This is a genomic window from Mesorhizobium sp. M0621 (assembly GCF_040320745.1).
Taxonomy (GTDB): domain Bacteria; phylum Pseudomonadota; class Alphaproteobacteria; order Rhizobiales; family Rhizobiaceae; genus Mesorhizobium.
Genome location: NZ_JAMYQF010000038.1, coordinates 42,589 through 64,635 on the forward strand (window position 1 = coordinate 42,589; position 22,047 = coordinate 64,635).

17 protein-coding genes and 2 tRNA genes are annotated in these 22,047 nt (G+C 61.7%); 9 read left to right on the forward strand and 10 right to left on the reverse strand.

All coding sequences use genetic code 11. The annotated features are described in order from the left end of the window. Positions 1 to 43: 43 nt before the first annotated feature. Both NKI38_RS23040 and NKI38_RS23045 read right to left on the reverse strand, forming a co-directional pair. Positions 44 to 1,573 (reverse strand): ABC transporter substrate-binding protein, encoded by a 1,530-nt coding sequence (locus NKI38_RS23040; RefSeq protein WP_352661069.1) that lies wholly within the window; start codon positions 1,571 to 1,573, stop codon positions 44 to 46. Positions 1,574 to 1,686: 113 nt separating this feature from the next. Further along, positions 1,687 to 3,261, reverse strand: coding sequence for a phytoene desaturase family protein (locus NKI38_RS23045; RefSeq protein ID WP_352661072.1), 1,575 nt, complete (start codon positions 3,259 to 3,261; stop codon positions 1,687 to 1,689). 119 nt (positions 3,262 to 3,380) lie between these two features. Between NKI38_RS23045 and NKI38_RS23050 the strand changes: the two genes are divergently transcribed. From NKI38_RS23050 to NKI38_RS23070, 5 genes are all read left to right on the forward strand, one after another. After that, complete coding sequence (locus NKI38_RS23050) at positions 3,381 to 4,172, forward strand: cyclase family protein (protein ID WP_352661075.1); 792 nt, start codon at positions 3,381 to 3,383, stop codon at positions 4,170 to 4,172. Between the two features lie 311 nt (positions 4,173 to 4,483). Next, positions 4,484 to 6,055: a phytoene desaturase family protein gene (locus NKI38_RS23055; RefSeq protein ID WP_352661078.1), complete on the forward strand. Its 1,572-nt coding sequence runs from the start codon at positions 4,484 to 4,486 to the stop codon at positions 6,053 to 6,055. Further along, positions 6,055 to 6,537: a MarR family winged helix-turn-helix transcriptional regulator gene (locus NKI38_RS23060; protein ID WP_352629876.1), complete on the forward strand. Its 483-nt coding sequence runs from the start codon at positions 6,055 to 6,057 to the stop codon at positions 6,535 to 6,537. The genes NKI38_RS23055 and NKI38_RS23060 overlap by 1 nt, the downstream gene beginning before the upstream one ends. Before the next feature lie 100 nt (positions 6,538 to 6,637). Then, positions 6,638 to 8,791, forward strand: a complete 2,154-nt coding sequence (locus NKI38_RS23065; RefSeq protein ID WP_352661081.1) for a thiamine pyrophosphate-dependent enzyme — start codon at positions 6,638 to 6,640, stop codon at positions 8,789 to 8,791. Beyond that, entirely contained in the window at positions 8,784 to 10,355 is a 1,572-nt protein-coding gene (locus NKI38_RS23070) for an indolepyruvate oxidoreductase subunit beta family protein (protein WP_352661084.1), read from the forward strand. Before NKI38_RS23065 ends, NKI38_RS23070 begins: the two co-directional genes overlap by 8 nt. Before the next feature lie 31 nt (positions 10,356 to 10,386). On the opposite strand, the gene NKI38_RS23075 is transcribed toward NKI38_RS23070, so the two are convergent. The 3 genes from NKI38_RS23075 to NKI38_RS23085 all read right to left on the reverse strand — a co-directional run bounded on the left by NKI38_RS23075 (position 10,387) and on the right by NKI38_RS23085 (position 14,797). Further along, on the reverse strand, positions 10,387 to 12,366 hold the full coding sequence (locus NKI38_RS23075) for an AAA family ATPase (RefSeq protein ID WP_352661087.1): 1,980 nt from the start codon (positions 12,364 to 12,366) through the stop codon (positions 10,387 to 10,389). A 185-nt stretch (positions 12,367 to 12,551) separates the two neighbouring features. After that, on the reverse strand, positions 12,552 to 14,285 hold the full coding sequence (locus NKI38_RS23080; protein WP_352661090.1) for a sulfatase-like hydrolase/transferase: 1,734 nt from the start codon (positions 14,283 to 14,285) through the stop codon (positions 12,552 to 12,554). A 323-nt stretch (positions 14,286 to 14,608) separates the two neighbouring features. After that, entirely contained in the window at positions 14,609 to 14,797 is a 189-nt protein-coding gene (locus tag NKI38_RS23085) for a YodC family protein (protein ID WP_352661093.1), read from the reverse strand. 210 nt (positions 14,798 to 15,007) lie between these two features. Here NKI38_RS23085 and NKI38_RS23090 point away from each other — a divergent pair. Further along, positions 15,008 to 15,083: transfer RNA gene (locus NKI38_RS23090), tRNA-Cys, on the forward strand. 99 nt (positions 15,084 to 15,182) lie between these two features. Here the strand turns inward: NKI38_RS23090 and NKI38_RS23095 are convergent. Then, a tRNA-Thr gene (locus tag NKI38_RS23095) sits at positions 15,183 to 15,258 on the reverse strand. A gap of 329 nt (positions 15,259 to 15,587) precedes the next feature. Between NKI38_RS23095 and NKI38_RS23100 the strand changes: the two genes are divergently transcribed. Continuing rightward, positions 15,588 to 16,742: a hypothetical protein gene (locus tag NKI38_RS23100; protein WP_352661096.1), complete on the forward strand. Its 1,155-nt coding sequence runs from the start codon at positions 15,588 to 15,590 to the stop codon at positions 16,740 to 16,742. 25 nt (positions 16,743 to 16,767) lie between these two features. On the opposite strand, the gene NKI38_RS23105 is transcribed toward NKI38_RS23100, so the two are convergent. Together NKI38_RS23105 and NKI38_RS23110 are read right to left on the reverse strand one after the other, a co-directional pair. Continuing rightward, on the reverse strand, positions 16,768 to 18,369 hold the full coding sequence (locus NKI38_RS23105; protein WP_352661099.1) for a cisplatin damage response ATP-dependent DNA ligase: 1,602 nt from the start codon (positions 18,367 to 18,369) through the stop codon (positions 16,768 to 16,770). Between the two features lie 4 nt (positions 18,370 to 18,373). After that, positions 18,374 to 19,384: a ligase-associated DNA damage response exonuclease gene (locus tag NKI38_RS23110; protein WP_352661102.1), complete on the reverse strand. Its 1,011-nt coding sequence runs from the start codon at positions 19,382 to 19,384 to the stop codon at positions 18,374 to 18,376. A gap of 106 nt (positions 19,385 to 19,490) precedes the next feature. On the opposite strand from NKI38_RS23110, the gene NKI38_RS23115 reads away from it, so the two are divergent. Both NKI38_RS23115 and NKI38_RS23120 read left to right on the forward strand, forming a co-directional pair. Continuing rightward, positions 19,491 to 20,408, forward strand: a complete 918-nt coding sequence (locus NKI38_RS23115; RefSeq protein ID WP_352661105.1) for a class I SAM-dependent DNA methyltransferase — start codon at positions 19,491 to 19,493, stop codon at positions 20,406 to 20,408. Positions 20,409 to 20,527: 119 nt separating this feature from the next. Then, positions 20,528 to 20,890: a hypothetical protein gene (locus NKI38_RS23120; RefSeq protein ID WP_352629837.1), complete on the forward strand. Its 363-nt coding sequence runs from the start codon at positions 20,528 to 20,530 to the stop codon at positions 20,888 to 20,890. Here NKI38_RS23120 and NKI38_RS23125 read toward each other — a convergent pair. Beyond that, entirely contained in the window at positions 20,887 to 21,828 is a 942-nt protein-coding gene (locus NKI38_RS23125) for a 2-hydroxyacid dehydrogenase (protein WP_352661108.1), read from the reverse strand. The two genes, NKI38_RS23120 and NKI38_RS23125, sit on opposite strands and share 4 nt — an antisense overlap. A 33-nt stretch (positions 21,829 to 21,861) precedes the next feature. Continuing rightward, positions 21,862 to 22,047, reverse strand: a 186-nt coding sequence (locus tag NKI38_RS23130) for a hypothetical protein (RefSeq protein WP_352661111.1), incomplete at its 5' end; no start/stop codon positions are given.

The following is a 22,047-nucleotide window of genomic DNA, read 5'->3' on the forward strand; positions in this document are numbered from 1 at the left end:
TGGAAAGGACACGCCGTCTCGCGACAGCGTCTCCCCGCCGATATCAGGCCGGAGTCATCAGGGCCGGCAGCAGCGCGCCGGACACATGCTGCACCACATTGACGCTCTTGGCATGCACGATCGGCTGCGCATACTGCATCAGCGGCAGCACATAGGCCTGCTCGGCGATGTATTTGTCGACTGCCTTCCAGCCAGCAATGCGCTTGGCTTCGTCCTTCTCGCCCCATAGCGGGTTGATCATGTCGATCAGGTCCTGGCTGTCCCACACCGAATGCGGGCTCGGGCCGTACATGGCAAAGCCGGTCGAGGTGGTCGGGTCACCGATAGCATTGCCCCAGTTGTAGAAGGCGGCCGGCGCCAGCTTGTCGGCGGCGCGCAACTCGTAGTGCTTGGCGATCTCGTAGACCTCGATCGTCGCCTCGATGCCGACCTTGCGCCACATGCCGACGATCGCCTGGATCATCTCATAGTCCTTGGGCTTGAAGCCCTTGGTCGTCTGGATGGTGAACTTGACGGGCTTTTCCGGCGAGTAGCCGGAGGCGGCCAGCAATTCCTTGGCCTTTTCCGGATTGTGCTCGACCTTGATCGACGCATCGTAGGCCGCGTATTCCGGTGTCTCCAGCGTATCGATCGGCTGGCCGTAGCCGCGCAGCAGGCGGTCGACCAGCAGCTTCTTGTCGATCGACATGACGGCTGCCTGGCGGACGTTCTTGTCCAGCATCGCCTCGATGTCGTTGAAGAAGATCATGCCGATGTCGGAGACGTTCTTGCACGAACCGGCCAGGCCGTCCTTGGCGATCAGCCGGTCATACTCCTCATAGGGAATTTCGAGCGTCACCTGAGAGGAGCCGGATTCGATCTCGGCGACGCGGCTTGCCGCATCGGCAACGAACTTGATCGTCACATTCTCGAAGGCCGGCTTGCCGCCCCAATAGTTCGGGTTGGCCTTCAGCCGCAGGAAGGCGTTGCGCTCGAATTTTTCGACCATGTAGGGGCCGGTACCGATCGGCGCCTTCTCGAAGCCCTCGGCGCCGACCTTTTCGTAATAGGCCTTCGGCAGGATGTAGCCGGTCAGAAACGACATCCATTTGAAATAGACCGGGTCGAACTGCACGACGTCGCCGGTGATCTTGTTGCCGTCGATCTTGAAGTTGTCGACGTTCTTCCAGACGAACTGGATCGGGTTGCCGGTCTTTTCGTCACCCGCCCGCTGCAGCGACCAGACCACATCTTCCGCCGTGAAAGGCGAGCCGTCTTGCCAGGTCACGCCTTCGCGCACCGTCATCATGATCTTGGTGCGATCGTCGTTCCAGCCCCATTCGGTGAGCAGGCCGGGGGCGAAGGACAGGTCGGGCTTCTGCGGGATGAACTGGTCGAACACCGACTGGTAGAGCCCCTGGATCGTCGGGTTGACCGCCGAAGGTCCGGTGGTCGGGTCCCAGGACGGCAGGTTGACGTTATAGGCGATGGTCAGTTCGCCGGCAGCCGCCTTGGCGATCTGCGGCAGGCCGACTGCGGCCACCCCGAGTGCCGCGGCACTGTATCCAAGCAATTCGCGTCTGTTGATTGTCATGGTCGTTCCCCTTGTTGGTTTTCTGTTTCTGCGCGCGGCATCGTCAGTTCATTGGTTCAGGCTCCTTGGGCAACCGCGCCTTACCTCCTTCGCCTGTGTGAAATCTTCGGCTCCTACCTCCCGCCAAGCTGTTGCGCGAGCATGTAGCCCGAGGCCGCCCCGGTGCCGGCACCGGGCCATGTCGCGGCACCCGTGAGATGCAGATTGCCGATCGGCGTGTTCCAGCCCGCATATCCGCGCGCCGGGCGGTACAAAAAGTTCTGCGCCAGATGATGGCTGCCGCAGACCTGGTCGCCACCGACGAGGTTCGGATTCTCGCGCTCGAGATCGATGGGCGAGAACACGGCCCGGCCGAGGATCTTGTTTCGCAGGTCGGGCGCGTAGGTCTCGATGATGTCGAGGACACGGTCGGCGTAGACCTCCTTGACCTTATCCCAATGCGCCGGCGCGATCTTGCCGGCGGCATCGCCGGTGATTTCGGCGGGCAGCATGCGCACCTGCACCCACAGCACATGTTTGCCTGCAGGCGCCCGCGATGGGTCGATCGCTGTCGGCTGGCCGACGACCAGCACCGGCTCGTCCGGCAGCATGCCCGCCATCGCCTGCTGGTAGGTGCGCGACATGGCATCGAGCGATGGCGACAGATGCACATAGGCGAACTGCCGAAGCTCCACTCCGGCGCGCCAGTCCGGCAATTCATCGAGTGCCAGATGGATCATCATCGTGCCCGGCGCGTGGCGGAATTTCTGCATCGCCGTGTCGAAGCCGGCGTCGCCTGAACCATCCGGCAGCAGCTTGCCGGTCAGCGCCTTGGGCGCGACGCCGGCGATGACAGCCTTGGTGGCGGTATGCGTCTCACCGGAAGCAAGCCGCACGCCTGTCGCCTTGCCGGCGGAAACCGTGATCTCGGCCACCTCGGCGCCAGTGACGATCTTGCCGCCGGCCGACGTCACCATGCCCGACAATGCGCGGATGATGGTGTCGGCGCCGCCCTTGCCGAGCACCATGCCAAAGCTCTGGTTGGCCATCGATTCCAGATAGGGGAACACGGCACCGCCGGCGATGTCGGGGGCGAAGTCGAGATGCATGCCCCAGGTGGCGAGCGTTGCCCTGATATGAGACGACTCGAAGTTCTCCTCCAGCCAGGCGCGAGGTGAGGACAGCAGCAGGCGCCCGGTATCGAGCGCCCCCGACATGCCCTTCTTGCGCCACAGGTTCCACGCGGTGCCGGCCAGCGCACGGGCGCTCATCGGCGAACCCAGCAGCCGGAACAGATGCTCGGCTTCCGCCGGAAAGGCGGCAACCAGTCCGCGCCATGTCGCGGCATCGGCAGCGGAGAAGGCTGCCATGCGGGCCGTGGTCTTTTCCAGATCGTTGCTGATGCCGAACCAGCGACTGTCCGGAAAGGCGCTGGCGAAACAATCGGCGACCGGCGCGAATTCCAGCCCCTGTGCTTTCAATTCATTTGCATATTTCCGGTGGAAGGCGGAGCCGGCGAACAGGCTCAGATTCATCGCGCCGAAATCGTGGCGGAAGCCGGGAAGGGTGAATTCGCGCGTCTGGACGGCGCCCCCGATTGTTGCGCTGCGCTCGAAAATCCCGATTTTCCAACCTTTGAGCGCCAGATGCGCGGCGCATGCCAAACTGTTGTGGCCCGCCCCGACAAAGATGGCGTCGAACTCGCTCACGCCCCGTTCCCATTTCCTTTATGCTTAAAGATAATTGCAGATGCATATGTTTTCGTCTAGTAGGATATTAAGGGCCGAGACGAGCCTTGATCATCACACGAAAGAGGGAACAGAAAACCATGGACACCCAAAAACTCCTCGGCGAAGTCGCCGGCCAGCTTCTTTCAGGCGCCATCAAGGTGGTAGACCTGACGGCGCCGCTCGGACCCGACACGCCGCTGATCAAGCTGCCGCCGGAACTCGCCGTCGACACGCCCAAGATCGAGATCCACTCGATCTCCCGCTATGACAAGAACGGCCCATGGTGGGCATGGAACTGGCTGAAGCTCGGCGAGCATTCGGGCACGCATTTCGATGCGCCGCAGCACTGGATCTCTGGCAAGGACTATGCCGACGGCGCCACCGACACCATTCCGGCGCAGAATTTCGTCGGCCCGGTCAATGTCATCGACTGTTCGAAGGAAGCCGCCGCCGACCCTGATTTCCTGCTCACCGTCGACCACATCAAGGCGTGGGAAGCCAAGCATGGCGCTATCAATGCCGGCGAATGGGTGGTGATGCGCACCGACTGGTACAAGCGCAACGGCTCGGAAGCCGAGTTCCTCAACGCCAACGAGACCGGCCCGCACACGCCCGGCCCGACCGCCGAAGCCATCCAGTTCCTGATCAGCAAGGACATCAAGGGCTGGGGCAGCGAGACGATCGGCACCGATGCCGGCAAGGCCGGCGGCATGGAGCCGCCATTCCCGGCGCACACGCTGATGCACAAGGCCAACCGCTACGGTCTCGCCAGCCTTTGCAACCTCGACCAGCTGCCGCCGAAGGGCGCCATCCTGATCGCCGCACCGCTGAAGATCGAGCACGGGACCGGCAGCCCGATCCGCGCGCTGGCGCTGGTGTCGAAGCAATAGGGCGGGATGGGTCTTCGGGAGAAGATCATGTGTGTAGGCAATGTTCCGATGACGGGTGGAGGGTGGCAGCCTTGCAACGCCGCCACTCTACGGCGCCCCCCTCTGTCCTGCCGGACATCTCCCCCTCAAGGGGGGAGATCGACTGTCATTGCCATCTTAGCCAATCTCCAAAGTCGCAGGAATGAGCGGAGCGCCGAAGCTGCCAATCTCCCCCCAAGAGGGGGAGATGTCCGGCAGGACAGAGGGGGGCGCGAAGGAACGCCATCCTTTGCGATTGGGGTCTCTTTCCCGTCGACGAAGAGCACCCCCCAATGAAAGCCCCCGATCACATCATCGTCGGCAGCGGCATCAACGCGCTGGTCTGCGCGGCGATGCTCGGCGGCAAGGGCGCGAAGGTGCTCGTCCTCGAACGCAACGACCGCATTGGCGGCTGCATGCGCACAGAGGAGATCACCGCGCCCGGCTTCATCCATGACGTGATGGCGACGACCTTCGTCCTGTTCATCACCTCGCCGGCCTTTGCGGCACTGGGCGCCGACCTTGCACGGCACGGGCTGGAGTTCTGCCCTACCGGCACGCCGACCGGCGTTCTGCGGCCGGACGGCAGCCATGCCGTGCTCAGCACCGACCGCGCCGCCAATGTTGCCGCCCTCAATGCGATCGCGGCAGGCGACGGCGACCGGCACGCGGACGATGTCGGCGGCATAGAGCGCAATGCCGGCCTGCTGTTCGGCCTGCTCGGCGGCAGCCTGTGGTCCTATCCGACAGCCAAGCTGCTGGCCGGCGATGGCTGGCGGCGCGGCCCGCGCGGCCTTGCCGCCTTTCTCGGCGAAGCGCTGGTGCCGGCGCGCAGCTGGCTCGAAAGCACCTACCAGTCGGAGACCATCCGTGCGCTGTGGGCGCCGTGGGTGCTGCATGCGGGTCTCGGGCCCGAGGATGCGTTTTCCGGCCAGATCGCCAGGGTGATCGCCTTTGCACTCGAGGCGGCCGGCGCGCCGATCGTCAAGGGCGGCGCGAAGAACCTGCTTTCGGCCTTCGAAGCACTCATTACCGAGCGCGGCGGTGTCATCTCCACCGAAGCGGACGTTGCTTCCATCATCCAGACCGAGGGGCGCGCCACCGGCGTGCGGCTGGCCTCGGGCGAAATCGTCCATGCGAAGAAGAGCGTCATCTGCTCGGTCACGCCGACGCAGCTCTATGGCCGGCTGCTCGGCGCGGATGCGCCCAAAGCTGATGTCGAGGCGACGCAGAAATATCGTTACGGCAAAGGCAATTTCCAGGTCCATTATGCGCTTAACAAGCCGCCGGCATGGCCGGGCGAAGGGCTGGACAAGGTGGCGTTGCTGCACCTGACGCCGGGACTGGATGGCGTGTCGAAAGCCTGCAACGAAGCAGCGCGCGGCATGCTGCCGGAGGTGCCGACCATCTGCGTCGGCCAGCCGCATGCACTCGATCCGTCGCGCTGTCCGCCGGGCAAGGCGATCCTGTGGCTGCAACTGCCCGAGGCACCTCGCCACATCAAGGGTGACGCGGCGGACAAGCTGCAGGCGCCGGCTGACGGGCAATGGACCGACGCGCTGCGCGATGCCTATGCCGACCGTGCAGAAGCGATCCTTGCCAGCCACATCGACGGCTTTAGGGATAGCGTCATTGCGCGCCGGGCCTATTCTCCAGCCGACCTCGAAGCGATGAACATCAATCTGGTCGGCGGCGACCCTTATGGCGGCTCCTCGACCCTCGACCAGTCGTTCCTGTGGCGGCCGTTCAAGACCAGCCGCAACCATCAGACCGGCATCAAGGGCCTCTACCATATCGGCGCCTCGACCCATCCGGGTGCGGGGCTCGGCGGCGGCTCCGGCTTTCTCCTGGCGGGGAGGCTGTGATGGAACAGAAAGTTCCGGAAAAGCGCCAGCGCATTTCGACCTTGGGGCAGATCGGCCTGCAGCAATTCGCGCCCTATCTGATGAACCGCATCATGGGCCGCTACAACGCCACCTTGCGCGACGATTTCCGCAAGCAGGGCCTGACCATCCCGCAGGTCCGCACGTTGGCGGTGCTGTCGGTCACCGACGGCATCACCGTCAACGACCTCTCGGTCTATACTGTCATCGAGCAGTCGACCTTGAGCCGGACGCTCGACTCGCTGGAGGGCCAGGGCCTTGTGCGGCGCGAGCAGGGCGTCACCGACAGCCGCATCCGCCATGTGTTCCTGACCGATGACGGCCGCACTGAGTTCACCCGCGCCTGGCCGGCCATGCATGACGCGTTCGAGGCGATGTTCGACGATATCGACGACGCCGAATATTCCGCACTCATCGCGACGCTTTTGAAAATGCTGAAGAACATTCGCAAGCACGACATCTAGCATGACCCCGAAAAGTGGCCCCGGTTTTCGGAAGAGGTCATGCTCAAACAGATAGACCTACGCGCCGCCAACCCCGGGCGGTAACGGAAGGAGTCACAAAATGGCCGAACGGTCTTTTGCCAAGGAAGTCGAAAAACTCAGGCTCGGCGCCGGCGAGGAGTTTGCCGGCGAAGGCATCCTCGCCATCACCAAGGCGCTGCTGCAATGCGGCGTCGGCTATGTCGGCGGCTATCAGGGCGCGCCGATCAGCCACCTGATGGACGTGCTGGCCGACGCGCAGGACATTCTGGGCGAACTCGGGGTGCATTTCGAGGCCAGCGCCTCGGAAGCCACCGCCACCGCCATGCTGGCCGCCTCGGTGCACTACCCGATCCGTGGCGCTGCGACCTTCAAGTCGACCGTCGGCACCAATGTCGCCTCCGACGCGCTCGCCAATCTGGCGTCCGGCGGTGTCACCGGCGGCGCACTGATCATCGTTGGCGAGGATTACGGCGAGGGCTCCTCGATCATGCAGGAACGCAGCCATGCCTTCGCCATGAAAAGCCAGGTCTGGCTGCTCGACCCGCGCCCCAATCTGCCGTCGATCGTCAAGGCGGTGGAGGACGGCTTCGAGCTGTCGGAGATCTCCAACACGCCGGTCATGCTGCAGGTTCGTATCCGCTGCTGCCATGTCCACGGCCATTTCATCGCCAAGGACAACAAGCGGCCGCCGATGACGGTCGCAGATGCGCTTGATGCACCACGCCGCGACACCGGCCGCATCGTGCTGCCGCCCGCATCCTTCCTGCACGAGAAGGAAAAGGTGCAGAAGCGCTGGCCGGCGGCGGTCGATTTCATCCGCAAGAACAAGATCAATGAATTCTTCGGCTCGGATCATGGTTCGGTCGGCATCGTCATGCAGGGCGGCATGTACAATTCGGTCATCCGCGCCTTGCAGCGTCTCGGCCTTGCCGACACCTATGGCGACACCGATGTTCCGCTTTACGTGCTCAACGCCGTCTATCCGCTGATCGATGACGAGTTCCTGTCCTTCTGCGAAGGGAAGCAATCCGTACTCGCCGTCGAGGAGGGCCAGCCCAACTACATCGAGCAGGCCTTCGCCGCGATGCTGCATAAGGCCGGGCGCGGCACCAGGCTGGTCGGCAAGGAGCATCTGCCGATGGCCGGCGAATACACTGGCCAGGTCATGCTCGACGGCATCGGCGCCTTCCTGCGCGCCGAAGCACCGCATCTGCTTCCGGGCGAGGTGCGTGCCCCCAACAAGGTGGGCGACGGCGTCGACACAGCAGACCTGATCAATGTCGTGCCGGGTCGCCCGCCGGGCTTTTGCATCGGCTGCCCGGAGCGGCCGATCTTTGCCGCGACCAAGCTGGTCGAGCAGGAACTCGGCAAGCATCACATCGCCTCCGATATTGGTTGCCATCTGTTCTCGATCATGCCGCCTTTCGAGCTCGGCGCCACCACCATGGGCTACGGGCTGGGGCCGGCTTCCGCCTCGGCATTCAATTCGCCAGACGCCAAGCGCCGGTCGATCTCCTTCGTCGGCGATGGCGGCTTCTGGCACAACGGCCTGACCTCCTCGATCGGCAATGCGGTGTTCAACAAGAACGACGGCGTCATCGTCATCGTCGACAATTTTTACTCGGCCGCCACCGGCGGGCAGGACATCCTGTCATCACGCGCCGGCAACAAGACAAAGTCGACGAAGCATCCGATCACCGAGGCGGTGAAAGGAATGGGCGTCAAATGGTTGCGCCATGTCGATCGCACCTATGACGTGACCAAGATGCAGGACACGTTGCGCGAGGCACTGACCACCGAGGAGAAGGGGCCGAAGGTCATCGTCGCCTCGTCCGAATGCATGCTCAACCGCCAGCGCCGCGAAAAGCCGCTGGTCGACAAGGCAATTAAGGGCGGCGAGCGGGTGATAAAACCGAAGTTCGGCGTCGACGAGGACATCTGCACGGGCGACCATGCCTGCATGCGGCTGTCGGGCTGTCCGTCGCTATCGGTGAAGTCGCTCGACGATCCGCTGCGCGACGATCCGGTGGCGCATATCGACCAGAGCTGCGTCGGCTGTGGCAATTGCGGCGAGGTCGCCGATGCGGCGGTGCTGTGCCCGTCCTTCTATCGCGCCGACGTTGTGCACAATCCAAGCCGCTGGGACCGCGCCCTCGAAGCGACGCGCCGCGCCACCATCAGCCTGTTGCAGCGCCGCCGCGAAAGCCGGCGCCTGACTTTCGCCGATGCTTGACGCTGTCCCCCCACTTCGCGCCCGGCCCAGTGCCCAGGATGACCAGCGCGTCATCAAGCTTGCCGTGCTGGCGGTCGGGGGCCAGGGCGGCGGCGTGCTTGCCGACTGGATCACCGATGTCGCGGAGCGCAACGGCTTTGTTGCGCAATCGACCTCGGTCGCCGGCGTCGCCCAGCGCACCGGCGCCACCATCTATTATGTCGAGATGGCCCGTGACACCGGCCGCTTGCCCGTCTTCGCGCTGTCGCCCTCGCAAGGCGACGTCGACATCCTGATCGCGGCGGAACTGATGGAAGCCGGCCGCGCCATCATCCGCGGCTTCGTCACGCCCGAACGCACCACGCTGATCGCCTCGTCGCACCGCATCGCCGCCGTGTCGGAAAAGATCGAACCGGGCGACGGCCGTGCCTCGTCGTCCAAGGTGCACGCGACGGCGGAAGCCGCATCGAAGCGCTTCATCGCTTTCGACATGGAAAAGATCGCCGCCGACAATGGCTCGATGATCTCGGCCAGCCTGCTTGGCGCGCTGGCGGGGTCCGACGCCCTGCCGTTCTCTCGCGAGAGCTACGAACAGGCGATCGGTGCCGGTGGCCGGGGCGTCAAGGCCAGCCTCGCGGCCTTCGGCGCCTCGTTTGATCGCGCGCATGGCACGGCAGCACCAGCGCCTAAGCCGGCGAAGCCAGCCATCGTCGAATCCGCCTTGGCCACAGGACAGGTCAGCGGCCCGCAAAACCTGCTGCAAGGCTGGCAGGCCTTGGCCGTCCGCATCGATCTGTTGCCCGTGGCGGTGCGCGACATGGCGCTTCGGGGCCTGCGAAAGGTCGTCGACTATCAGGACATCGCCTACGGGCGCGAGTATCTCGACCGGCTGGACAAGGCGGTCGCGCTGGACGGGCCGGATCGCGGATATGGCTTGTCCATCGCTGCCGCGAAGCATCTGGCCAATGCGCTATGTTACGACGACATGATTCGCGTCGCCGATCTGAAGACGCGCTCGACGCGAGATAAACGCGTGCGCCGCGAGGTCGGCGTCAAGGACGGCTCGATCCTGCAGGTGACCGAATATTTCCATCCGCGCATCGAGGAGTTCTGCGGCACGCTACCGGCGGGGCTGGGCAGCTACATCGAGAACCGGCCGAAGCTCGCCGCCTTTCTCGACCGCCGCATCAACCATGGCCGCCGCATCCGCACCGACAGTTTTGCCGGCTTTGCAGCACTCTGGTTCATCGGCGGCCTGCGCCGCTGGCGCCGCAGCCTGCTGCGCCACAAGGTCGAGGTCGCGCATCTCGATCGCTGGTACGCGCTGGCTCTTGGTTATGTGCCGACTGACTATGCGCTGGCCGTCGAAATCCTCAACTGCCGCCGGCTGATCAAGGGCTACAGCGATACCCATGTCCGTGCGCAGTCGAAATTCGATCGCGTGCTGTCGGCGCTCGATCTAGTGAAAGGACGCGCGGACGCCGCCGACTGGATCCGCCGCCTGCGCGAGATGGCGCTGAAGGACGAGAAGGGCGACATGCTCGATGGCGCCTTGAAGACGGTGGCGACGCTGGAAGCAATGTGACAAATACAGATTCTGACAACGTGAATAAATTTCATATATGGGCAGGCTGATTTAACAGATGTTCAATCGTTGTCATTACCTCTATAGGCATTAGGCCAGGGTTATCCCCTAAGACATTCTGGATAACGTTCTCGACCAATTTTCCGGGGTGGTTTCTTGAAATAGAATTTAAAAATGGAAATGCCGTAAGGATCAACGCCTCTAAAGCGTGATCGTCTATTGTGAAATATCGACTGTCGATCTGTAAGTTCAATCCATCCGTATAGATCGCTGTTGAGGTAGATGTCGGCGAGGATTTAAAAACGGTGGTAGTCACCGCTGTTACCATTTTTTGGAATAGTTCGCGACCACCGGCTATTAGCTGCAAGTAACTCATTGACGCAGGTATGCCAATTTCCTCACGAGTGCTGGAAAACGCTCTGCAGATAGCGATTCCTAATAAGAGCGGGTCCAAGACCACATTCTCTAGTCCATTTCGTGAGCCGTGAGCGAGAACTGACACTCTGTTGCTGGGATTGTTCTTGCCGTCCCAATCCAGAAGGCCGAACACAGAAATGTTTCCTGCCGCCGAAAGTTCTGAGACCAGCCGCTTCACGACGTCACAGCCGGTATTTCGATCGCTACTCCCAGCGGACCGAGTTCCAGTAGCGACAAATTCTAGCGAACGATCTGAAGAAAGTTTAGGCTTCAAAAGTTTGTATAAACTGTCATAAATTTTGGCGTCCGCTGGACTCTCAACGAAGACCTGTCTCCTGCCATCATGCGAAATCGCAATGGTGGGTACGCCGACAGTGAGGATATTGAGCGCGGCGGCCTTTGAGCTCTTGTGAAGGCCTGGTTCGCCAGACCGCATGGTGAATATACTATCCTCTGGCGCAAGCGCTATCGTCGAAGGTGAATGCGTGGTGGCGATAATTTTAATGCCGAAGGAACCCACCAGAATTTCTACAATTGTATCGATAATGTTTTTAGACATAGATGGATGGAGTGGGGCGTCGATTTCATCGAGCAATAGAACTTTTGGGCGAACAGAGATTTGGCGCGTGTCGCTAGAATAATATACACAGAATGCAAATGACATAAGTATCTTCTCTCCAGAAGATAGAGACGAAAATGGTATAGAAACGCCGCTGGACCTTTTTGTAAGAGTTGGCTGAAATGGCGTATAATCATCTGGAGATGGGTCGTTAATGTAAAAATCAAGATTTGCCTTTAATAGGGAATCGTTCACGAAATCCCACGGTGGCGCCCCATGCCTCTGAATAAATTCGTCGTCTGTGAGGAAGTTGGCGTCATGTCCCTTAGATGCTCTAAATTGGGCTAATGTGTTAGCGAGTCTAAGGTCACGATAGGCTACGAACAGTCGAGCGAATGATTGCTGAAAGATGTCACTCTGACCCCAAGTTGGGATCGCTGGAGAAAGAATGTCTTTCTCGCTTAGTGCGGAGATGGGTTTTCGTAAATAGTTGGAGACCGCTCGCAGTTGTGATTGCGAAGCAGGGTCAAGGCTATTCAAAACGTTTGTCTCAAAACTATTTAGGGCGCTCTTAAGTTCATTTGTCAGAGTAGCAGATTTCTCGACGTCTCCAGCGAGATTAACCAATCTGACATCCGAGAGTAAGAGAATTATCGACGGCTCACTGACATACTCTGCGGCTAGCCCCCACTTTCTGGCAACAGTCCGAGCCGGCTCTAGCCAAGCTTGCTGTTGTTTAAGGTTTGTAAAATTGGTAAACAAGCTTTGGCGTTCATTTCGTATAGATTCGCTAGTAAAAAAACCGCTATCCTGCGGGACCATGTTCGACCAATCAAATAGCTTAATCATTGATTGATTTGACTGGGATTGTTCTGGTGCTGCATCAGTTCTTACAAACCCAAGATTAAGCGCTTGGAGAAGATGCGTTTTCCCTGAACCATTGGGTCCTGTGATGAGAGTAAAGTCAGGCAATGTGGTGGGGGGGAAGCTATTTATTGAAGCGTGAGACCGTTTGAACGACAAAGTATGGGCCATCGAGTTCCCCCTCCTGCAATTCATTTGAGTCGAAAAAGATACGAATCGATACGAACCGGCGTAGAAGAAGAAATCCAAATGGTTTTGTAAACCTGATTGTACTAGCTATCGATGGTGTTAGACACGGACGTTGGGTAGTTGAGTAGGCAGTTTCGTCGTATACCGTTCAACGTTGCCCCGTATCGTCAATTCATCCGTGCCAGCCCGCGCAACGGCACCGCTTCCGGGAACAGATGCAGCAGCCCTGAATCGACGCGGCGGCGCAGATGCGCATCCACTTCGGCCCGATCCTTGCAGCCATGAAACCTGCCGCCGCAATGGTCGCGCAGCCGCACGAGATCGGTCATGACAGGCGACATTGGCAGGCCGGCGGCGTCGAGCAGGCTTGCACTGAGAAAGCCGACGTCGAGCGGCGCCAAGTCAGGCATCGGGTGGCGCAGCTCATGGTTGAAGGTGGTAAGCGTGTAGAAGGTGCGATAGGCAAGCGAGCCAGGATTTGCCAATGCCTCGTCGCCGGCGATCGCATCGACGAACGGCTTTGTCGCCGACGACTGGTGGTCGCCGAATTCGAGCACCACGGCGCCGCGCGGGCCGGCATCCGCTTGCCTGTTGTCGAGGAAATCCTGGAAATCGCCGCGCGCCACCGCCATCCGGCGCAGATATTCATTGGCCTGGAAATCGTTCGAGAACGGCTCGCCCTCGACCTTCAGCTCGGGCTCCATCCGCCCCTCATAGGGTGAGTGCGGAAACATGGTCTGGATCTCGAGAAATAGCGGCCGGCCGTCCTCCTTGCGGTGCCGGGCAATGAACGCCTCGGCTGCGTGATAGTAGAAGTTGTCGCGCAGATGATAGAAGGGCGCCGCGATGTCCTTGATGTCGAGCACGGTCTCGACGCCAATCGACTTCAGGAACGGGCCTTCATTGACGAACGAAAAGTCCATCGGCGTCATCACCGCCGTCCGATAGCCGCAGCGCGCCAGCACCTCCGGCAAGGCACCGGCGACTTTGTCTTGCAGGGTGATCGTCAGATAGGGGCTTCGCCAGCCGAAATCGGTGGCCGACAGGCCGGTCATCAGCGACAGATTAGTGATCCAGGTGCCGCCGCCAAACGTCTCGACCTGCATAGGATGCGGCGTGCCGGCTCTCGGTGCGAATCTCTGCAGGAAGCCCGCGCCATTGCCGACCTGTAGGAAATAGCCGGGATCGGACTGGCTTTCGCTGAGCACGAAGAAGACATCGGGAAGGTTCGTGCGGTCGCCGCAATCGACCGTGTCGGCAAAAGGCAGCTGCGGCGCGACGGCCTGCAGCCGCTTCTCGAAGGCCGGCTCGACGACCAAATTGCGCAGATCCAGCAGCGAGACGAAGAAGGCCGACATATGCCGGCCTTGCATGTAGTAGAAATAGCGGTCCTTCGATGCCTCGGCCGGAAAGGTCAGCGGAACCAGAACGACGAGCACCGCCATGATCAGGACGCGTGCCAACACCGGCCAGCCAATTTTTCGATCGATCCGGAACAGGAGGATCGCCGCCGAGATGCCGAGCACCAAGGCAATGACGACCGGCGCGATGAGATGGAGATAGGAGCCGAGCAGGAAGCGATACACTTCCGGATCCCTCGACACGAAGACCGCGTCGTAGAAATGCAGCGAAAACCCTTTCATCCAGAATTTGATCGCTGACACCACGGTGACGAAGGCAACGCTCATCCAGGCGAGATAGACGGAAAAGGCGAGGCGCCCCGTAGCTAGGAACAGAAGTCCGGCAAGGGCTGCTACAAGCGCCAGCGAGAACGGCACCGACAGCCATTCGTGCTCGGCCTGTCCGGCGGCGAAAACGCCGGCAAGGCCGACCACGGCCAACGTCAGCGGATGGCAGAGCACCCGCCCAAGGGTTCGAAGCTGAATCGCAGATTTTCCCATGAAGATGCCTGAGCATAGTTTCGGGAAACTCTTCGATTATTTGCGCGGCAAGAACAAACGTATAGTGAATTTAACCTTACCTGCGGGTTGGTCCGCCGGATCGTTCTGTGCGCGACACTGCGGCGGAATCGGGAAACACTTGTCGCCGAGGATGGCCGTCGAGAGGCAGACTGACCGGCAAGCAGCCCCTTCAGCACCGTCCTGTCCGTTGGGACGGCTGCCAGAGTGGCTCGCCCAGCGCGTTGGCCGGGGATCGTTCGCCGGGCCGGGGCTGGCCGCGGCGACATGGTCGAAGGGCGAGCGCATCTTCTACGGAGGCGTCGCTAGTCCGATTGGTCGACCGCAATCAGTTGTTCAGGCTTGAACCCGGCATGTTGCGGGGTCCACACTTCGCCCTCGCGATTGAACCAGTGGCACATATACGTGCCCGAGGCCGCGCCATCGCTGACCGTCATTCTGGGGCCTCCGGATTTCAGCTTGACGACGTCTCCGGTCTTGAAACCATTGGGCATTTTTGACCTCCCATGCTGAGGCTACGAGTTTCACATCAAACCGGGGTCTCGACAATGGCAGATGTGCTTCGCCGGCGATGCATCGCGGGTGAGTTTCGGTGAGGTCGAGAGGGGCGCCGACCGTTCTGGTCGGCACGGTTCGCGGTGTTTCGATCGATCCGCTCGACCTTAACCTTTCCGTAAAGATTTGGCCGTTACTTGGACAGCGATGGCCTCGTGGCGGAGCGGCTACGCTGGAGACTGCAAATCTCTGAAGCCTCGGTTCGATCCCGAGGCGAGGCCTCCACTTCACTTCCCTATCCGACAAGGTGTCAGCGGAGATAGCCGACGGAAGCAACGGGCTTGGTCCAGTGATGGCGCCCATTGGTTGTTTTCTTGGGAAAAATGGTGCCGCTTGCGTGACTCGAACACGCGACCCCCGCATTACGAATGCGGTGCTCTACCAACTGAGCTAAAGCGGCCCGGGAGGGCCAAGGCCTCCAGGATGCGGGGGTGATAGACGCAACCGCCCGCGAATTCAAGATGGGACTTGGCAATTCATGCAAGCGTCTCATGCCGTCGAAAGCCCGCCACCACGTTGTTCGCCAATCGTCGCGAAGTCACGCTGCGCACGGTGCGCGCCCTTCCGGAGTGTGAAAATCGATGAAACATGCTGATTTCGTTGCCGGAACAGCGCCGCAATGGACTTTGCACACCTCTCCAAGGCAGAATGCGCCGCTCGCCCGTTGATTGATTGGCCGCCTGCGGCTAACGATCACGGCAAGGTTGGCGAACGGACAGAGGGACCCGCTTGGACGCGATCGAAAAAGCGATCCGGAACGCCTTGGAGAAAGGCAATGCCGAGGACCGCGCGTTCCGCGAAAGGGTCTATCGCGCGGCTTTTTCTGCGCTCGACCGCGCGCTAAAGGCCAACCCGGACGTGACCGTGGAACTCGCCATCAAGCGCCGCAAGGCGATCCAGGCGAAAATCGCGGAAATCGAATCCGAGTTCCTGCCGGCGGTGTCGGATGTCGGCCCGCAGGGCGATGCACCGGCGGTCGAGCTTGGGGCTGACTCCGCTCCCGCGGTCGAAACGGGCCAACAGACACCGTCACCCGCTGTCGTCGTCGATGGGCCTGCGCTATCCGCCTCAGATGCGCCGCGCTCTGCCTCAGATGCGCCGCGCTCGCGCGTGCTGCCGGTGGTTCCCGACATCATGCCGGACGCTGCCCTTCCCGACGCTCCGTCCATCGATATGTCGGCTCCGGCCGGCGCGGCGACGGAAGTGGCGCCCGATCGCGACGAACGGCGCATAAGAGGGCGTCGCCTGCCGCTGACCGCCATCTTCCTGACCGTGACGCTGCTTGCCGCTGTTGGCATCGGCCTGTTTTTCGCCGTGCAGACCGGCGTGTTCAAGACGTCGGCGCAACTCGATACCGCCCCGCCGCAAGCGCCGCCGACCGTCGACGACGACGATTTTACACCGGCCGATGGCGGCCCGGCAAAGCCCGGTGCCGCGGACCAGACGCGCGACTGGATCAACGTGTTTTCGCCGACCGATGCGTCGCATGTCAGCGCGCCGTCGGACGCCAAGGCCGAGGTGATGAAGGACGATACCGGGTCGTTCCTGCGCATCCGTTCCGGCGCGTCCGGTTCGGCGATCAGCTTCGATGTGGGACAGGGCGTGCTGGAGAAGCTCGCCGGCAAACATGCCGTGTTCGATATCATCGCCCGCTCGGAGGAAGGCAAGGAGACGCAGATTTCCGTCGACTGCAATTTTGGCGAACTCGGCGACTGCGGCCGCAAGCGCTATGCTGTCGGCCAGCAGCAGAACGAATATCTGTTCGACGTGCAGTTTCCCGACAAGCGTCCAGGCTCGGCCGGCACGATCGCCATCAATTCCGACTTCGACAAGCAGGGCAAGGCCGCGGACATCTACGAAATCCGGGTTTCGGTCGAGCCGTAAAGCATCAGGCGCTGAAAAGAGCGTTCTAGCGATCGAGCAGCGCCTGCAGCGTCTCTATGCGATCGGCCTCGTTGGCCGGCTTGTCCCAGCGCAGCCGTGATACGCGGGGAAAGCGCATGGCAACGCCGGATTTGTGCCGGGTCGAGCGGTTGAGCCCCTCGAAGGCGACTTCCAGTACAAGGCCGTTGTCGCGGTCGGCCCGCACCGAGCGAACCGGGCCGAAACGCTCGACCGTGTTGTCGCGGACATATTTGTCGATCTGCCTCAACTCCTCGTCGGTGAAGCCGAAATAGGCCTTGCCGACCGGCACCAGCTCCTCCTCGCCCTCGGGACCTGACCAGACACCGAACGTATAATCCGAGTAGAAGCTCGAGCGCTTGCCATGACCGCGTTGCGCATACATCAGCACCGCGTCCACCGTGTGCGGATCGCGCTTCCACTTGAACCAAGGGCCTTTCGGCCGGCCGGCGACATAGGCTGAGTCCCAGCGCTTCAGCATGACACCTTCGATGATTGGATGCAGTGGTACCCGCCGCAGTTCTTCCAGCGCATGCCAGTCCGAGAATTCGACGAACGGCGACAGATCGAACCGGCTTGGGTCGAGCGTTTTCACGAAGTTTTCGAGGCGGCCGCGGCGCTCGCGAAACGGCAGCGCGCGCAAATCCTCGTCGCCGATCTGCAGCAGATCATAGCAGCGCATGAAGGCCGGGTATTGCTGCTGCATCTTCGCGGTAACCGTCTTGCGGTTCAGCCGCTGCTGCAGATCCGAGAATGTTCCTGTCGCCTCTCGGGGATCGCCGACCAACAGCTCGCCGTCCAGCGTCGCCGAAAAATGCATGGCGTCGGCGAGGTCGGGAAAGGCACCCGAAACATCGTCGCCGGTGCGCGAATAGAGCCGGCGGATGCCGCCTTCGGCCACCGCCTGGACGCGGATGCCGTCCCATTTCCACTCCGCTGCATAATCCGCCGGATCGAGCTTTTCGAGATCGCCGTCACCCACCGGGTTCGACAGCATTACCGGGCGAAACAGCGCCATCGCCGTGCTCCGGGGCTTTTCGGCCTTGCCTTCCAGCCACGCGAACAGCGCCGTGTAGGGCGGCGACAGCCCGTGCCAAAGCTCTTCGATCTCGGTGACATCGATATTGCCGAAATCCGCCAGCGCCTGTTTGGCCAGCCGCGCCGACACGCCGATGCGCAGGCCGCCGGTGACCAGCTTGATGATGGCAAAGCGGGCCGAAATGCCGGCGCTGTCGAGCAGCCCTGCCAGTACCTTCGGCCCGTCGGAACGGCTTGCCGCCTGCAGTTTGGCGACGACCTCGCTCAGCGTCGGCTCGCGGTTCGGGATGTTCCCGGGCGTTTGCGGCCAGACCAGCGACACCGTTTCGGCAAGATCGCCGACATAGTCGTAGGAATAGCCGAACAGCACCGGATCCATGCGCTCGGTGACCAGTGTGCGCAGCATCGCCGGCTTGACCGCGGCGATGTGGAGATCGCCGGTGATGGCCGCCAGCGCCAAACCGCGATCGGGATCCTCCACGGTGCGGAAATAGTCGGTCAGCAAGGTCAGCTTGCCGTTGCGCGACGGCGTCAGCACCAGTCGATCGAGAAGTTCGGCGAAGCGGTTCATGCCATCAATCGCCCTCGTCCTCGTACCCCACCAGGTGCAGTGGCCGCGCCGCGATGCCTTCGAGTTCGCACCAGCGCACCAGCGCTTCCTCGCGGCCGTGCGTCACCCAGATTTCCTCGGCGCCGGTCTGCTTGATGGTGGCGGTCAGTTCGTCCCAGTCGGCATGGTCGGAGATGATCAGCGGCAGTTCGACGCCGCCTTGCTTGGCACGCTGGCGAATGCGCATCCAGCCCGAGGCAAAGCATGAGATCGGATCGGGAAAGCGCCGTACCCAGCGGTCGGCGAAGGCCGATGGTGGGCCGACGACGATGGCGCCACTGAAATCATCCTTGCCGCCACTTTCGACGGTTGCCGGCTCCAACCGCCCGAGGTCGACGCCCTGGCTCTGGTAGTATTCACTGAGTTTGGCCAGTGCGCCATGGATGTAGAGCGGCTTGTCGTAGCCGGCGTCGCGCAACAGCCGCATCACCCGCTGCGCCTTGCCCAGCGCATAGGCGCCGACCAGATGCGAGCGTTCGGGAAACTGTGCCGCCGATTTCAGCAGGCGAGCGATCTCCTCGGTGTCGGGCGGATGACGGAACACCGGCAGGCCGAAGGTCGCTTCGGTGATGAACACATCGCACTGGATCGGCTCGAATGGCGCGCAGGTTGCGTCCCTCTGCCGCTTGTAGTCGCCGGAGGCGACGATGCGCATGCCCTGATGCTCCACTGATATCTGCGCCGAGCCCAGCACATGGCCAGCTGGATGGAAGCTGACGCTGACGCCGTTGAGGTCAATCGTCTCGCCGAGCCGGGCTGCTTGCGTCGCTCCCGCAAAATCCTCGCCATAGCGCAGGCCCATGATGTCGATCGTCTGCTGCGTCGCCAGCACCGAGCGGTGGCCGGAACGCGCATGGTCGGAATGGCCATGCGTGATCAGCGCGCGGTTGACCGGCCGCACCGGGTCGATGAAGAAATCGCCCGGCGGGCAATAAAGGCCCTCGGGCCGGGGATGGAGCAGGTCGCGGGCGCGCATGATCCCCAAGATAGGATATAATTCCGCTGCGGGAAGCCTGTTGTAAGTGACTGCTGACTCCCGCATACAGCACCGCCGGCTCGATCCGCCGGCAGGACCCATCGCCATGAAACCGCTTCAGGCCTCGTCCGGCGATTTGAACGCCGATCGCCGTGCCGATTATGCCGAGATGCTTCATGCAGATGGCGATCATGCGGCAGCAGCGGAATTGCTGCTCGGTGCGCTGGAAATGACACCGCAATGGGCGATGGGCTGGTTTCGCCTCGGCGAGATGCAGCAGGCGGCGGGCGCGCCGGATCTGGCAGCACGGGCCTGGACGATGTCGCTGCAGCTCGATCCATCGGATCGTCAAGGCGCCGCACTGAATCTGCAACTGATCGGCAAGGCGCCGGTGGTCGACGCGCTCCCCAGCGCCTTCGTCGAGACCTTGTTCGACTACTATGCCGAGAGCTTCGATGAATCGCTGGTCGGCAGACTGGGCTACCGGCTGCCTGAGATGCTCGATCAAGCCGTTCGAACGGCAAGGCCGGGCCGCTTCCCGCTGGCGCTCGATCTCGGCTGCGGCACCGGCCTGATGGGGCAGAGTCTGCGGCCGATCGTCGATCGGCTGGAGGGCTATGACATTTCCGCCAGGATGCTGAAAAGGGCGCGGTCCAAGGGCGTCTACGATTTCCTTGATAAGGCCGATCTGCGGGATTTTGTCCATGCCGGTCCGAAAGCCGATCTTGTGGCTGTGGCCGATGTCTTCATCTATGTCGGCGCGCTGGACAACGTGGTGAGGACGATTGCCGGCTTGCTGGCTAGCGATGGCCTGTTCGCGTTTTCCGTCGAGAGGTTGGCCGGCGATGGCGATTTTGTCTTGCAGCCATCGCGACGCTACGCGCATGCCGAACACTATGTGCGTGACGTCCTGGCCGCCAACGGATTTTCGGTCCTGTCGCTGGAAACGACCGTGATCCGGCTGGACCGGCGGGAACCCGTCAAAGGGCTGGTCGTCGTGGCGGGCAAGCTGCCGGCGGCTTGAGGCTGTAGTCTCTCGTCGGCCTTACAGACATCCGTGCTGCGAAAAAGTCCGATTTGCATGCGCGACTGACATTTGCGATCTGGTCGCATCAAGGCGGGATATCAGGAGGAGCATAGTCGATGCGCTGCAACATGATTGTCTTGGCATCTTGCCTGCTGACCGCTGGCTGCGTTGGCGGCAATTCGATGTCGGAACGGCAGGACGCCAACATCCAGTCCTCCCTGCAGTACGACAGCGTGCCGTGCGACCAGCTGCTGGCGCAGCGCAACGGGCTGGCGCAGCAATACAACCTGCCGACGAAGGCCAAGCCGACATTCTCCAATCCGGCGATGGGCTTTGGCCCGTTCACGCCGGACATGCGCTCCAAGGCCAAGCGCGATACCGATCAGGCGACCGGCCAGATCGATGCCATGAACCGGTCGATCGATCGCCGCGAGTGCGGCCAGCCGGACAAGCAGAAGAAGCTCGCTCTGCCTGGTTAATATCCGGCTTTACGGTCCACCAGATTGTCGAGCTTTTCGCCGCGTTCGAAAGCGTTCATTTGGCGCAGCATGATCGGCGCCAAATGGACAGGATCGGAGGTCGCCGCCGCGTGCGGCGTCACGAACACTTTTGGATGTCGCCACAGCGGACTGGTCTTCGGTAGCGGTTCGACCTCGAACACGTCTAGGCTCGCCTCTTTCAGCGTGCCGTCATCCAGCGCCCGCAAAATATCGGCATCCTTCTGCAGGCGGCCGCGTCCGGCATTGATTAGCACCGAGCCGCCGAGGCCGTTGCGCTTCCTCAATTCCTTCAGCACGCCATAGTTGATGATACCCTTGGTGTCCGGCGTCAGCGGCAAAAGCACGACCAGGATGTCGGTCGCCTTGAGGAAGGGGATCAGTCCGGCCTCCCCGGAATAGGTCACGACGCCTTCCATGGCCTTGTCGCTGCGCGACCAGCCATTGACGGCAAAGCCGAGCGACAAAAGCACCGAGGCCGCGGCGCGGCCGAGACTGCCGAGGCCCATGATGCCGACCGAAATGTCACCGGCCGGCCTTTGCTGCGGCTCGTGCCAGATCTTCTTCAGCTGCTGCGACCGGTAGAGCAGGCCCTGGCGATGATGGTCGAGCACCCGCCAGACGACATATTCGGTCATGTACTGGGTGAGATTGTCGGCGACGACCTTGACGATCGGCACATCGGGCAGGCCGGGGTCGGCGAAGATATGGTCGACACCGGCGCCGATCGAGAAGATGGCGCGCAGATTGGGCAGCGACGCCAGGATGTTCGGCTTCTGCTTCCACACCACGGCATAGGTGATCGAGGGGTCGCTGGCGCCGTCCGGCTCCAGCACCACCTCGCGTTCGGCCGACAAAAGGTCGCGCCAGCGCTGCGGGTGAAAGCCGGTGACCGAAAGCAGGATGCGGCCTTTTTCCATTGCGGTCTTTTAGTCCCTTTTTATGCCAGCGGTTCATAGTTTCACGGAAACGCCGAACCGCTCTCTCTGTTTGTTTTGGCGCAATTCCGGACGGAAAACCGTTTCACACTTTTCCTGGAATTGCTCTAACAGGCTGCTGCAAAAGTCGCGTTTGGCTTTGTTTTGTGATTCACTTTCGTCTGACAACGGGAGTGATTTGCGATGCGGGGTCGTAGTGAT